At 73.1% G+C, this 13,649-nt stretch carries 10 protein-coding genes and 1 pseudogene; 5 read left to right on the top strand and 6 right to left on the bottom strand.

The window, feature by feature from the left end; translation table 11 throughout:
- A partial coding sequence (locus AB0E14_RS16380; RefSeq protein ID WP_362417390.1) for a hypothetical protein occupies positions 1-62 on the bottom strand: 62 nt, incomplete at its 3' end.
- 49 nt (positions 63-111) lie between these two features.
- A pseudogene (locus AB0E14_RS16375) lies at positions 112-2,097 on the bottom strand (EAL domain-containing protein); the annotation flags it as partial.
- Positions 2,098-3,444: 1,347 nt separating this feature from the next.
- Between AB0E14_RS16375 and AB0E14_RS16370 the strand changes: the two are divergent.
- The gene (locus AB0E14_RS16370; protein WP_362417365.1) at positions 3,445-5,265 is read left to right on the top strand and encodes a VanW family protein; all 1,821 of its coding nucleotides are present in this window, start codon (positions 3,445-3,447) and stop codon (positions 5,263-5,265) included.
- On the opposite strand, the gene AB0E14_RS16365 is transcribed toward AB0E14_RS16370, so the two are convergent.
- Both AB0E14_RS16365 and AB0E14_RS16360 read right to left on the bottom strand, forming a co-directional pair.
- Entirely contained in the window at positions 5,213-6,067 is an 855-nt protein-coding gene (locus AB0E14_RS16365; RefSeq protein ID WP_362417362.1) for a class II fructose-bisphosphate aldolase, read from the bottom strand. The two genes, AB0E14_RS16370 and AB0E14_RS16365, sit on opposite strands and share 53 nt — an antisense overlap.
- On the bottom strand, positions 6,067-7,026 hold the full coding sequence (locus tag AB0E14_RS16360) for a sugar isomerase (RefSeq protein ID WP_362417359.1): 960 nt from the start codon (positions 7,024-7,026) through the stop codon (positions 6,067-6,069). Before AB0E14_RS16360 ends, AB0E14_RS16365 begins: the two co-directional genes overlap by 1 nt.
- 151 nt (positions 7,027-7,177) lie before the next feature.
- Here AB0E14_RS16360 and AB0E14_RS16355 point away from each other — a divergent pair, with 151 nt between their 5' ends.
- The 3 genes from AB0E14_RS16355 (at position 7,178) to AB0E14_RS16345 (ending at position 10,392) form a co-directional block, all read left to right on the top strand.
- Positions 7,178-7,978 (top strand): DeoR/GlpR family DNA-binding transcription regulator, encoded by an 801-nt coding sequence (locus AB0E14_RS16355; RefSeq protein ID WP_362417356.1) that lies wholly within the window; start codon positions 7,178-7,180, stop codon positions 7,976-7,978.
- Between the two features lie 168 nt (positions 7,979-8,146).
- Entirely contained in the window at positions 8,147-9,787 is a 1,641-nt protein-coding gene (locus tag AB0E14_RS16350) for a serine/threonine-protein kinase (protein ID WP_362417353.1), read from the top strand.
- The gene (locus AB0E14_RS16345) at positions 9,784-10,392 is read left to right on the top strand and encodes a hypothetical protein (protein WP_362417350.1); all 609 of its coding nucleotides are present in this window, start codon (positions 9,784-9,786) and stop codon (positions 10,390-10,392) included. The genes AB0E14_RS16350 and AB0E14_RS16345 overlap by 4 nt, the downstream gene beginning before the upstream one ends.
- Positions 10,393-10,406: 14 nt before the next feature.
- Here AB0E14_RS16345 and AB0E14_RS16340 read toward each other — a convergent pair whose 3' ends face one another.
- On the bottom strand, positions 10,407-11,795 hold the full coding sequence (locus AB0E14_RS16340) for a DEAD/DEAH box helicase (protein ID WP_362417347.1): 1,389 nt from the start codon (positions 11,793-11,795) through the stop codon (positions 10,407-10,409).
- Between the two features lie 85 nt (positions 11,796-11,880).
- Positions 11,881-12,084, bottom strand: a complete 204-nt coding sequence (locus AB0E14_RS16335) for a cold-shock protein (RefSeq protein WP_033201600.1) — start codon at positions 12,082-12,084, stop codon at positions 11,881-11,883.
- Between the two features lie 353 nt (positions 12,085-12,437).
- Between AB0E14_RS16335 and AB0E14_RS16330 the strand changes: the two genes are divergently transcribed.
- Positions 12,438-13,637 (top strand): MFS transporter, encoded by a 1,200-nt coding sequence (locus tag AB0E14_RS16330; protein WP_362417344.1) that lies wholly within the window; start codon positions 12,438-12,440, stop codon positions 13,635-13,637.
- The last annotated feature ends 12 nt before the right edge of the window (positions 13,638-13,649 follow it).

Genomic DNA, 13,649 nt, shown 5'->3' with positions numbered 1-13,649 from the left:
GTCTCGGGGTCCGGCTTCTCCCACATGCCGCGCGACTCGGCCTCCAGGAGGCGCTCCGCGATGCCGTGCAGGGCCCAGGGGTTGGCCTCCTTCGGTCATCGGCCGGGCGAACAGGAAGCCCTGGCCGTACCGGCAGCCCATGGCGGCGAGGAGTTCGCGCTGTTCCTCGTGCTCGATGCCCTCGGCGACGACGTCGAGCCCGAGGACGTCGGCGATCCGGACGATGCCCTCGACCAGCGCCATCTGCTGCCGGTCGGTGGTGATGTCGTCGATGAACGATTTGTCGACCTTGAGGACGTCGATGGGGAACTCCCGCAGATAACTGAGCGAGGAGAACCCGGTGCCGAAGTCGTCGATGGCCAGGGAGACGCCCAGGTCGCGCAGGGCCCGCATGGTCGTGCGGATCTGCTCGTCCCTGCGCATCAGCACGGTCTCGGTGAGTTCCAGGACGAGGGAGCCCGGCGCGAGCCCGGAGGAGTTGAGGGTGCGGCGGACGTCGTCGAGGAGGCCGGGATCGCGGAACTGCCGTGCGGAGACGTTGACGTTGGCGCGCATCGGCGGGTCAGGACCCGGCCGGGCGCGCTGCCAGCGGGCGACGTCGAGCGCCGCGTGCTCCAGGACCCAGGCACCGAGCGGCATGATGTGGCCGCTCTCCTCGGCCAGGGCGATGAACTGGTCGGGCGGGACCATGCCCCGGCGGCCGTGCGGCCAGCGGATCAGCGCCTCGAAGCCGGCGACCGCCCCGCCGGCGACCTCCATGATCGGCTGGTAGCGCAGGGCGAAGGCGTGGTCGGCGATGGCCGTGTCCATGTTCTCCTGGAGTTCGTGCCGGGCGACCAGGCGCGAGTGGAGCTCGGGCCGGAACCGCCGCCAGCGTTTCTTGCCGGCCGCCTTGGCCGCGTAGAGCGCGAGGTCGGCGTGGCCGAGGAGCTCCTCGGCGTGGGCGCTGTCGAGGACGGTGGCGACCCCGACGCTGGTCGAGACGGAGACCGCGCCGTCGGTCAGGTGGAAGGGCTGGCTGAGGGTGTGCACGATCTGGGCCGCGAGCGCCTCGGCGTCCCCCGGTTCCTTGGCCCCCTCGATGAGGACGGCGAACTCGTCGCCGCCGAGCCGGGCCGCGGTGTCGCTGAGCCGCAGCACGGAGGTCAGCCTGCGGGCGACGGCGACGAGGAGTTCGTCGCCGACGGAGTGCCCCATGGTGTCGTTGACGACCTTGAAGTCGTCGAGGTCGACGAAGAGCATGCAGGTCAGGGTGGATTCGCGGCGGCCGCGCAGGAGGGCTCGCTCGATCCGTTCGAGGAGCAGGACGCGGTTGGGCAGGCCCGTGAGGGAGTCGTGGAACGCGCGGTGGGTCAGTTCGCGCTCCAGTTTCCGCTGCTCGGTGACGTCCCGCAGGGTGAGGACGAGGCCGTGGACGGTCTGTTCGTCACGGAGGTTGCTGCACCGGACCTCGACGTGCAGGTCGGTGGCCTCGCCCCGGCGCAGTTTCCAGTCGTCCCTGGCGTCTCCGTCGCCGCGGCGCCGGACGCCCGCCAGGATCCGCAGCGCACCGGCGGCGTCGCCGGGCGCGAGCAGTTCGGTGAGGGGGGTGCCGGGCAGCAGCGAGTGGCCGAACATGGACTCGGCCGAGGGGCTGGCGTACCGCACGGTGTCGTCGTCGTCGATGATCAGGATGACGTCGGAGGTGTTGTGCACGAGGGTGCGGAAGTACGCCTCGCTGGTACGGCGGTTGACCTCCTCGCTGAGCCCGAACCGTTCGAGCGCCAGGGCTGCCTGGGAGGCCAGGGACTGGGCGGGTCCCGCGATCGCGCGGAGCTTCTTCTCGGGCGCGGCCAGCAGCAGGACGCCGAGCAGGGACTCCCCCGCGGCGGGCGCCTGGAGGGCGAGCGGGCAGAGCAGGGCGTGCGAGAGCGGGCCGAGGGCGCGCGCGACGGAGGGGTCGAGCTCGTCGGTGGCGACGAGCCTGCCGCCGTCGGCGAGGAGTTCGGACCAGGGGGCGCTGTGCGGGCCGGTGAGCTGGGTGCCCCGGAAGTTCCAGGGCAGGTGGCCGGTGGGGACGGCGTTGAGGAGCCGTCGGCGGTCCCGCGCCAGGAGCATGCTCTTGTGCGGGGTGCCCGGTCCGACGAGTGTCGCGGTGGACACCTCGACGGCGCTGGCGACCTCGCGCGGGCTCAGCGCGGCCACCAGTGAGGCGGCGGCCACGCGCAGGCTGCGCTCGCGTTCCTCGGCGTGGCGGTGTTCGGCCATCATGCTCCACAGCCGGGTGAGCACGAGCAGGAACATGATCGCGGAGAAGACCGCGATGACGGCGATGTCCTGTTCGCGGTCGTCGCGCAGGGACTGGTAGAGCAGCAGCACGGGGGCGACGAGCGAGGCGGCCGCGAGGAGCGCGAGGCGCCGTTCGGCGATGACGGACGGCGGCTCGGGGGCGCGTTCGGTCAGTCCGGTCATGGAGGGGTGGAGCGCCGCGAGGCCCCAGGCGGTGAAGAAGAGGACCCAGCCGATGTCCCAGCCGGTGCCCACCTGCCAGGTGCCGCGCAGTTGGAGCGTGCCGTAGATGACGTCGGAGGCGAGGATGCCGCAGGTTCCGATGGTGAGCAGCTGTACGGCACGGGACTTGAGTCCGCCGGGGACCAGGAGTCGGGCGAGCATCGCGAGCATCAGGACGTCCCCGAGCGGATAGGCGATCGAGATGGCCTTCTCGATCCACGTCATGTCGGGCGACTTGGCGAGCGGGGTGATCAGGTTCACCCAGGAGAGCAGGGCGAGTCCGGAGGTGAGGATGAGGGCGTCGAGCGCCACGGCGAGGTCGCGCGAGGCGGCGCGGTAGCGGATGAACCCGAAGAGCCCGATGGCGAACAGGGGATACGTCGCCAGGTAGAGGGCGTCGGCCACCGAGGGGAAGGGGTTGGTCTGGTCGAACAGGCTCTCCAGGATGTTGTACGCCGTGTCACCCGCCACGAAGGTGAAGTTGGCCGCCGCGAGCACGAGCCAGGGCCAGCGTCTGGCCGGCTTGTGGAGATGGACGCCCGTGAGGATCGCGGCGACACCGCCGAGCCCGATGAGCGCCCACAGCGGCGCGTGCCACTCGGGATACGTGAGGTAGGCGGCCGTGAGCCCCGACACGACCACCACGTAGACCAGGGTCCAGCTCTTCAGCGTCCCGGGCCGGAAGGGAACCCGGATCTGCTGTCGCGGCGGCATCGTCGACCGCCCCCTTGCCTGGTTGGCGCCCGGTGGCGGAGCGGACCCTGTACCCACCCAATTCTCCGTACAGGGGACCGCTGGTGCATCTCGAAGGCCTTCGGCCCCCGGCGCCGATCGGATCCCGCCCCATCGTGTTCCCGTCGGCGCAGGTCAGGGCTTTCCGACATGCGCGGCACACCCACACGGCGTAACGTCGCGGAAGGATCTCGGGTACCCCGATCCGCAACGGGAGGTTGCGTGCGCGACTCCAGGAACGGTGACTCCAGGGACCTCGGCTCCTCAGGGGAGGACGACGCGACGCCGTCGTCCTCCGACGACCGGCGCCGTCGGCGCGTCCGGCTCGCGGTGACGGCGGCCGGAGTGGCACTGCTGGCCGCCGGTGGGCTGTACGCGGCGGGGCTCATCGCGACCGGGGACGAGATATCCGACGGCACCCGGGTGGACGGGGTGGACATCGGTGGCATGAGCCGCGAGGAGGCGCGCGCGAAGCTGACGTCGTCGGCCCCCGCGTCCTGGACCGCACCGATACCGGTGCGGATCGGTGAGAGCACCGGAACGGTCGCCCCCGCGACGGCCGGGCTGAGCGTCGACGTGGCGAAGACCGTCGACAAGGCCGCCGATCCGGCCCGCGATCCGGTGACGGTGATAGGGCGGCTGTTCTCCTCGGGCGAGCGGAACGTCGAGCCGGTCGTCCGCTTCGACGAGACCGAGGCGCGGGCGGCGATGGTCGAGACGGCCCGCACCCATGACCGTACGACCGTGGAGGGAGCCGTCTCCTTCAAGAACGGCCAGGCGGTGACCGTGCAGCCCAGGGACGGCCAGAAGATGGACGTCGACGGCTCCGTGGACACCCTGCGCGCCAACTACCCCGAGCCCGAATCCCCGCATCCGGTGCCGCTGCCGACCGCCGTGTCCCCGCCCGAGGTCGGCGAGGCCGAGACGGCGGGCTTCCTCAACACCTTCGGGACGCCCGCGATGTCGGGTCCGGTCACCCTGACCGTGGACGGCGAACGCCTCCGGATCACGCCGACGACGCTGGGCGCGCATCTCACCGTGAAGGCCGACGCCGAGGGCCGGCTGGTGCCGACGCTCGACGAGAAGGGCCTGCTCCGCGACCCGGCGGTGGCGCGCCCGCTCGACGCGATCGCGACCGGCCCGGTGGAGGCACGGCTCGGCGTGGAGAACGGCCGGGTCGTGGTCCTCTCGGACGGCAGGCCGGGCCACGAGGTGACCGCGGAGGCGCTGGGCGACGCGGTGATGCCGCTGCTCCCGAAGCGCGGCGAGGCCGCAAGGACCGGGCCGGTGGCCACCGAGCTGATCCAGCCGGTGCTGACCCGGCAATCGGTGGCGCGGATGGGCATCAAGGAGCAGATGTCGAGCTTCACGGTCAACTTCCCCACCGCGCCCTACCGGACGATCAACATCGGCCGGGCGGTCGAGCTGATCAACGGCTCGCTGGTGAAGCCCGGCGAGGTGTGGAGCTTCAACCGGACCGTCGGCGAACGCACCAAGGCCAACGGTTTCGTGGACGGCACGATGATCCTGGACGGCCAGTACCACTCGGCGCCGGGCGGCGGTGTGTCCGCCGTCGCGACGACGGTCTTCAACGCCATCTTCTTCGCCGGGGTCAAGCCGGTCGAGTACGGCGCGCACTCGTTCTACATCGAGCGGTACCCGCCGGGCCGGGAGGCGACCGTGGCCTGGGGCACCCTCGACCTGAAGTTCCGCAACAACTCGGACGCCTGGATCTACGTCAAGGCGACCGCGACGGACTCCTCCGTGACGGTCAGTTTCCTCGGCACGAAGAAGTACGACGCGGTCGAGGCCGTGGAAGGTCCCCGGACCAACCTCACGGAGCCCGCCGAGCGGACCGGCACCGGCCCGAAGTGCGAGCCGCAGGACCCCCTGGAGGGTTTCGACATCACGGTGGACCGGGTCTTCCGCGACGGCGGGGCGGAGGTCGGCCGGGAGACCTTCCGTACGCACTACACCCCGCGCGACCGCGTCACGTGCGAACCAGCGGAGCCTGTGCCGCCAGCACCTGAAGAAGGTGGGTGACCGCCTCGGCGACGGCCGTGCGCGCAGGGCCGAGGTAGCGGCGCGGGTCGACGGTCGAGGCGTTCTCTCCCAGGTGGGTCCGGACGGCGCCGGTGAACGCCTTGTTGAGGTGGGTGGCGACGTTCACCTTCGTCATGCCGGCCCGGACCGCCCGGCCGAGCTCGTCGTCCGGGACGCCCGAGGAGCCGTGCAGGACCAGGGGGACGTCGACGGCCTCGCGGAGCCTGGCGACGAGTTCGAGGTCGAGGACGGCGTCCCGGGTGAGCATGGCGTGGGAGCTGCCGACGGCGACGGCGAGGGCGTCGACGCCGGTCGCGGCGACGAACGCGCGCGCCTCGTCCGGGTCGGTGCGCACGCCCGGCGCGTGGGCGCCGTCCTTGCCGCCCACCTCCCCCAGTTCGGCCTCCAGCCAGACGTCGTGGCGGTGGCAGTGGTCCGTCATCGCACGGGTGGCGGCGACGTTCTCGTCGTACGGGAGGGTCGAGGCGTCGAACATGACGGAGGGGAAGCCGAGGGCGACGGCCTCGTGGACGAGTTCGGGCGACTCGGCGTGGTCGAGGTGGACGGCGACCGGAACGGCGGCGCGGCGGGCGATGGCGAGGGTGGCGAGTCCGATCGGCTCCAGGGAGCCGTGGTAGCGGACGGTGTTCTCGCTGATCTGGAGGATGACGGGCAGCCCCGCGGCCTCCGCGCCGGCGACGATGGCCTGCGCGTGCTCGATCTGGATGACGTTGAACGCCCCCGCGCCCGCGATGCGTTCGCGGGCGCCGAGGACGATCTCGCCCGTGGAGGTGAGGGGCATCAGTTCTCCTCCGTCCCGGCGGGCGCGAGCACGACGGACCGGGTGAGGTTCCGGGGCCGGTCGGGGTCCTGGCCCTGGGCCTCGGCGAGCAGCACGGCGAGCCGCTGGACGCGGATGAGGTCGGCCATCGGGTCGAGCTCCGCCTCGGTGTCGCCGGAGTCTGCGACGAGGGTGCCGCCGACCCGGGCGACGTCGTCGGCGAGGCCCGCGGGGACGGGGCCGAGGGACCAGGCGACGCGGCCGGGCGCGGTGATGCTGATGGGGCCGTGGCGGTACTCCATGGCCGGGTAGCCCTCGGTCCAGGCGCCGGCCGCCTCCCGCATCTTCAGACCGGCTTCGAGGGCGAGTCCGTAGGTCCAGCCGGTGCCGAGGAAGGTGTACTGCTCCGCGCCGGTGACGTCGCCGCCTAGGGGTTCGGCGACGGCCCGCTCGGCGTCCTTGGCGGCCCGCTCGACGGTGCGGACCCCGGCCGGGAGGGCGTCCTCGGCCTCCAGGTGGGCACGGAGCAGGGCGAGGGCGGTGGTGGCGAAGCGGGTCTGCACCACCGACTCCTCGTCGGCGAAGTCGAGGACGGCGACGGCGTCGGCGGCCGTCATGACGGGGGTCGTGGGGTCGGCGGTGAGGGCGCCGGTGGCCACGGTCCCCTTGACGGCGCGCAGCAGGTCGAGCACCTCGGTCGTGGTGCCGGAGCGGGTGAGGGCGAGGACCCGGTCGTAGCGGCGGCCGAGGGGGAACTCGGAGGCGGCGAAGGCGTCGGTCTCGCCGTGTCCGCCGTTCTCCCGGAGCTGGGCGTAGGCCTGGGCGATGAACCAGGAGGTGCCGCAGCCGACGACGGCGACGCGCTCGCCGCGCACCGGGAGCGCCGCGCGGTGCTGGGGCAGGGTCTCGGCGGCCCGGCGCCAGGAGGCCGGTTGCGAGGCGATTTCGGCGGCGGTGCGGGAGGGTCCCGGGATGGGCACGTGCGACTCCTTCACAGACACAGGATGCTCGGTCTTGCTCGTAACAGATTATTTTCGAGCATCTTCGAGCAACAGTACGGTGCGTAGTATCCATCAGCCGGGGCGTACGGTCCAGGGCCCACGGCCGCCGCGCGGCGCTAAAATCGCGATCATGTCGAAGCACGAGCGGTGGAACACGCTCCTTGAACTGCTCGCCGCGACCGGCAGGCTGGAGGTCGAGGAGGCCGCCGGGACGCTCGACGTCTCCCCCGCCACGATCCGCCGCGACCTGGACGAACTCGCCGAGCAGCGGCTGCTGGTCCGCACCCGCGGCGGCGCCGTCCCGCACGGGGTCTCCTACGAGCTGCCGCTGCGCTACAAGTCCTCCCGGCACGCCTCGGAGAAACAGCGCATCGCCGCGGCCGTCGCCGAACTGGTCCGCGAGGGAGAGGTGGTGGGCCTCAACGGCGGGACGACCACCACCGAGGTCGCCCGGGCGCTCGCCCTGCGCTTCGGCGGCGGACGGACCGAGTCCCCCGGCACTCCGCCCGCGCCCGCGCTCACCGTGGTGACCAACGCGCTCAACATCGCCGGCGAACTGGCCGTCCGCCCGCAGATCAAGATCGTCGTGTCGGGCGGTGTGGCCCGTCCGCAGACGTACGAGCTGGTCGGACCACTGGCCGCCGGGGTCCTCGACGAGGTGGTGCTCGACGTCGTGGTCCTCGGCATCGACGGCATCGACCCGGAACTCGGGATCATGGCCCACCACGAGGACGAGGCCGGCATCAGCAGGCTGTTCGCCGAGCGCGCGAGCCGGGTCGTCGTGGCCGGCGACTCCTCGAAGATGGGACGGCGCGCCTTCGCCCGGATCTGCGGGCTCGATCGCGTCGACGTCCTCGTCACCGACGCAGGCATGCCCGACGACGCGGTGCGGCGGCTGACCGACGCGGGCGTCGAGGTCGTCACCGTCTGACGGGACGCCGACGAAGGGGCCGTACACTCGGCGCACGTCCACGCGCCGCCCGCACCCCACGCGCGCGCTCTTGCCGGGAACCGGTCGTGGCCGGAATCTGTCCCCATGGAGGGGGACGGGGACTGGGGACAGGGGACTGGGGTCAGGGGGCTGGGGGCTGGGGGCGGTATGAACGCATGGGTGGTACCCGGGTACACGGAGTCCCGGGAGCTGGGGGCGGGCGCCGGCGGGCGCGTGGTGCTGGCCGTCCACGACGCGACCGGTGTACCGGTCGCCGTGAAGTACCTCGGCGAACGCCTGCGCACGGACGCCGCGTTCGTGCGGGGGTTCCGGGCCGAGGCACGGCTGCTCGCCGCACTCGACACGCCGCACGTGGTCCGGCTCTACGAGTACGTGGAGTCTCCGCGGGGCGCGGCGATCGTCATGGAGCTGGTCGACGGGATCGCCCTGCGCGCCCTGCTCGCCCGGGAGGGCGCCACCGGCCCCGAGGCGGCTCTCGTGGTGCTCAAGGGCTCGCTCCTCGGCCTGGCCGCCGCGCACCGGGCGGGGGTCGTGCACCGGGACTACAAGCCGGAGAACGTCCTGGTCGCGGCCGACGGCACGTCCTCGCTCGTGGACTTCGGCATCGCCACGGACCACGGCAGCAGGCCGGGGGTGGCGGGCACCCCCGCGTACATGGCCCCGGAGCAGTGGAACGGCGAGCCCGCGTCACCGGCCGCCGACGTGTACGCGGCGACCGCGACGTTCTTCGAGTGCCTGACCGGTCGCAAGCCGTTCACCGGGCAGAACATCGCCGAACTCGCCCTCCAGCACCTCGACGCGCCCGTACCGGACGCCGAGGTCCCGGAGCCGCTGCGTCCGCTGATCCGGCGCGGACTGGCGAAGGCCCCTGGGCAGCGCCCCGAGCACGCGACGGCCTTCGTGGCGGAGCTCGAATCGGTCGCCACGGCCGCGTACGGCGAGGACTGGGAGGAGCGCGGGCGGGGCAGGCTCGCCGCGCTGGCCGCTCTTCTCCCCCTGCTCTTCCCCTCCTCCGGCGGCGAGCCGGCCACGGGCACGACCGCACTGGCCACGACCACCCTGCCCCGGCCCGCGGGCCGCGGGCGCCGGCTGTGGCCGGACCTCGTCGTCCCGGCCGGACTGACGGCGCTGATCCTCGCCCTCCTGGCGGCCGTCGCCGCCCGGGCCGGTGACGACGGAGGCGGCGGCTCCACGGCCGAGTCCTTCGCCACGACGAGCACACGGCCGACCGCCTCGGTGTCCCCGACGGCCGCGTCGCCCACGAGCACGCCGTCTCCCGAGGCCACGCCTTCGGCGTCCGAGTCGGCGACCCCGTCGAGCGCTCCGCCGACGACGCCGACGCTCGTGCCCACCCTGGTGCCCACGCCCGCGCTCACCCCGACGGCCACCCTGCCGACGACGGACCCGCCGACCACGCCTCCGACCACACCGCCCACCACGCCACCGACCACACCGCCCACGACACGTCCGGTCGGCGTGAAGTCGGTCGCCGTCACGGGGCTGCGCCAGACGGGGTCGACCACGGCCGAGGCCTCGTTCGAGGTCGTGGCGGACGGGACAGGACCCGTGGTGCTCGACCTCTCCTGGTTCACGACCGACGGCAAGGGCGAGGTGTCCGACGGCTCCCAGCGCGTGGAGCGGAGCGGAGCGACGCGGTACACGATCACGCTGACGCACACCTTCCGGGGCGGCGGCTGCTACTGGGGCGTCAGGGCGACCACGTCCCCGGCCGCCGCGAACGGCGGTTCCACCCGACAGATCCTCACCAGGCGGTGCACGATCTCATGAGCGATCGCGACACGAACGACGACTACAGCGCCACGGTCCTCGGCAGTCACTGGTTCGAAGGACCGGCGCAGGACGTGCCGCCGGACCGGGTGGAGGGCGAGGTCCTCCGCTTCGGACCCGGGGTCACGCCCGCGGCCGGCCATCGCCTGACCGTCGGACCGACCACCGCGCAGCTCTGGCACGCGGCTCCGCCCGAGACCCTGCCGCGCCGCCGCAGAACACTGCGCCGCTACGCGCTGCCCGCCGTGGTCCTGCTGGCCGTCCTGGCCTTTCTGGCCTGGCAGCGGCTAGGGCCCGAGGTCGCGGTACGCGGCGTGACCGTCGCCGCCCCCGCACGGCCGCCCGGCTGCGACGGCACCGCCGACATCGTGGCCGTCCTGGAGACCGACGGACGGCCCGGCACCGTCACGTACCGCTGGGAGCGCAGCGACGGCACCGCGTCCGGGCTGCTGAAGGAACGGCTCGCCCTGCATCAGACGCAGGCGCGCCTGCATCTGCTCTGGACGTTCCACGGCCCCGGCGAACACCGGGCGACGGCCCGGCTCGTCGTCGTCTCCCCCACACGCCACACCGCCGAGACCCGCTTCACCTACCGCTGCGGGTAGGTCCACAGCGGGCCCTAGCGGCCCTTGCGGACACGGGCCGCCTGGCGGGCCTCGGCCGTCTTGCGGGCCTCGGCGGCGCGCCGGGACTCGTTCTTGGCGCGGCCGGGCTTGCCCGGGACCGTGCCCATCCCGCGGAAGGCGGCGCCGCCCCGCTTGGCGCGCTCGGTGCTCGGCGCGCTGCCCTCGACGGGCACGCCGGACGGCTTCCTGGCTCCGGTGATGCGCGTCAACTCGGCCTCGCCGGAGCGGACCTGGGTCACCTGGACCCGGATCCCCGCTTCGCCCAGGAGCCGGACCACGTCCTTGCGCTGGTCCGGCACGACCAGGGTGACGACGCTGCCGGACTCGCCGGCGCGGGCGGTCCGGCCGCCGCGGTGCAGGTAGTCCTTGGGGTCGGCGGGCGGGTCGACGTTGACGACCAGGTCCACCTGGTCGACGTGGATGCCGCGCGCGGCCACGTCGGTGGCCACCAGGACGGTGATCTCGCCACTCCTGAAGCGCTCCAGGGTGCGGTTGCGCAGCGGCTGCGACTTGCCTCCGTGCAGCGCCTCCGCGCGGACGCCGCTGCCGCGCAGGTGGGCGGTGAAGCGGTCGACGGCGGCCTTGGTGGCCAGGAACATGATCACGCGCCCGTCGCGGGCGGCGATCTCCGTGGCGGTGGCGAACCTGTCGGCGCCGTGCACCTGCAGGACGTGATGCTCCATCGTGGCGACGGCGGCGGCGGACGGGTCGACCGAGAGCCTGACCGGGTCGTGCAGGTAGCGCTCGACGAGGTGGTCGACGTCCTGGTCGAGGGTGGCGGAGAACAGCATGCGCCGGCCGTCGGGGCGCACCAGGTCGAGGATCTCGGTGACCTGGTCGAGGAAGCCCAGGTCGGCCATCTGGTCGGCCTCGTCCAGGACGGTGATGTCCACCCGGTCCAGGCGACAGTCCTTGCGCGCGACGAGGTCGTTCAGGCGCCCGGGCGTCGCCACGACGACCTCGGCGCCTTCGCGCAGCGCGGCGGCCTGCCGGCCGATGGAGAGACCGCCGACGACGGTGGTCAGGCGCAGCTTCAGGGCCCGGGCGTACGGCATGAGGGCGTCGGCGACCTGCTGGGCCAGCTCACGGGTGGGGACGAGGATCAGGGCGCGCGGCGCGCGCGACTCGGCGCGGCGGCCGGCCGTCCGCACGAGCAGGGGCAGCCCGAAGGCGAGCGTCTTGCCCGACCCGGTGCGCGCGCGCCCGAGGACGTCGCGTCCGGCGAGGGCGTTCGGCAGCGTCGCGGCCTGGATGGGGAAGGGCGCGGAGACACCGAGTTCGGTGAGCACCTCCCGTACCTCAACGGGCAGATCCAGCTCGTCGAAGGAGGCGACCGGGGGAAGCGCGGGGATGCGGGGGTCCTGCGATGCGAAAGCGTTCATGAGTGATGACCTCGTCCGGAACACGCGACGAGCTGGGGTCCTCACCCGATGGGTGGGGACCCCAGCTGCGTCGGAAGGCTCGGCGTCAGGCGGGGAGGATGTTCTCCGCCTGCGGGCCCTTCTGACCCTGGGTGACGTCGAAGGTCACCTTCTGGCCCTCCTGGAGCTCACGGAACCCGGAGGTCGCGATGTTGGAGTAGTGGGCGAACACGTCCGGGCCGCCACCCTCCTGCTCGATGAAGCCGAAGCCCTTTTCCGAGTTGAACCACTTCACGGTGCCAGTAGCCATGTCATATCTCCTTCGAGGCACTACCCGGGGTGCGCACTGTGCGCATCCCGGCGTCGCCGTGATGATTGCCCCGTCCGGAAACAGCGCCGAAAATACAAAAAGTGCCCGGCGAATGGAATTCGCCAAAGGCACTTGAAGTTTATGGGAACCACAACTGCAACTGATCTCGACTGTAGCACGGAGTGGTCGGGTGTGCACGGAACACGTGGCGCTGGGCGCGCGCGGCGCCGTCGGGGCAGGCAGGTGGGGTGACAAGCGGCGCCTATCACGTCATCGGAAAGCCCTCTTTGACGCGCCCCGGGAATTTGTCGGAGGCTCATTTGCGACCCCCCGACAGAAAGGCGCCTTCCGCCATGCCCGTTTCCCGCGCCGTGCGCGGCTGGATTCCGGTGGCGGCAGCGCTGTTCGTCGCCGGGTGGGGCGCGAACCAGTTCGCCCCGCTCTCGGTGGTGTACCGGACCCAGGAGCGGTGGCCCGCCGTCCCGGTCGCCGCCATGTTCACCACGTACCTCCTCGGGCTCCTGCCCGGGCTGCTGCTCGGCGGCCCGGCCGCGCGCCGGGCCGGGCGGCGGCGGGTGGTGCGGTCCGCGCTCGCCCTGTCCGCCGCCGCCAGCGTCGTCCTCGCGGCGGCGGCCGTGTCCCAGGCGGCCGTGTACGTCAGCCGGATCGCCACCGGGCTCGCGGCCGGTCTCGTGCTGACGGCGGGCACCGCCTGGCTGCGGGAGCTGTCCGCCGGGGCCGGCCGACCCGACGCCGGGGCGGTGCGCGCCGCGTACGCCACCGGCGGCGGCTTCGCCGCAGGGGCGCTCACGGCGGGCTCGCTGGCCGAGTGGCTGCCGGGACCCACCGTGCTGCCCGGTCTCGTCCACGCCGCCGTGGCCCTGCTGGCGCTCGGAGCGACCGCACGGGTTCCCGGGGCACCGCCGACGACGGTCGCCGCCGCTGCGCAGCCGCGGTTCACGGCCTCGGGCCGGGCCCTGCTCGCGCACCCCCGCTTCCTCTGGGTGGTGCTTCCGGCGAGTCCCGCGGTGTTCGGCGCCTCCACCGTCGCGTACGTCGTCCTGCCGCCCCTGGTGGCCGACCGGATACCCGGATACGAACCGGTGTTCAGCGGGCTCGTCGCGGCGCTGACGTTCGCGGTGGGCCTCGCGGTGCGGCCGCTGGCCGACCGGCTCGACCACGCGCACAGCGCGCGGGCGACGCTCGTGGCGATGGTGACCGTGATCGGCGGTCTCCTGGTCGGCGCGTGCGCCGCGTACGGGGACTCGGTCGGCCTGGTGGTGTTCGCCGCGGTCCTCCTGGGCGGCGGCTACGGCCTCACCCTGGCGTCGGGGCTGCGGGAGATCGAACGGCTCGCGCCGCCGGCCGCACGGCCCTCCACGGCCTTCGTCCACCAGGGCGCGGCCTACAGCGGCTTCCTCGCTCCGCTGCTGCTCGCCGTCACCGCCGGGGCCGCGCCCTACGCCGCCCTGCTCGCGGGCCTCGCCGCCGGCGGCCTGTTCTGTCTGACGGTCACGGCGCGGTTCAGCCGCCGGCACCTGCCCCGGGCATGAGGGCGGGCATCG

Origin of the sequence: Streptomyces sp. NPDC047981, from assembly GCF_040653315.1 — a bacterium.
Classification (GTDB): domain Bacteria; phylum Actinomycetota; class Actinomycetes; order Streptomycetales; family Streptomycetaceae; genus Streptomyces.
This window is presented reverse-complemented; position numbering and strand designations above follow the sequence as displayed.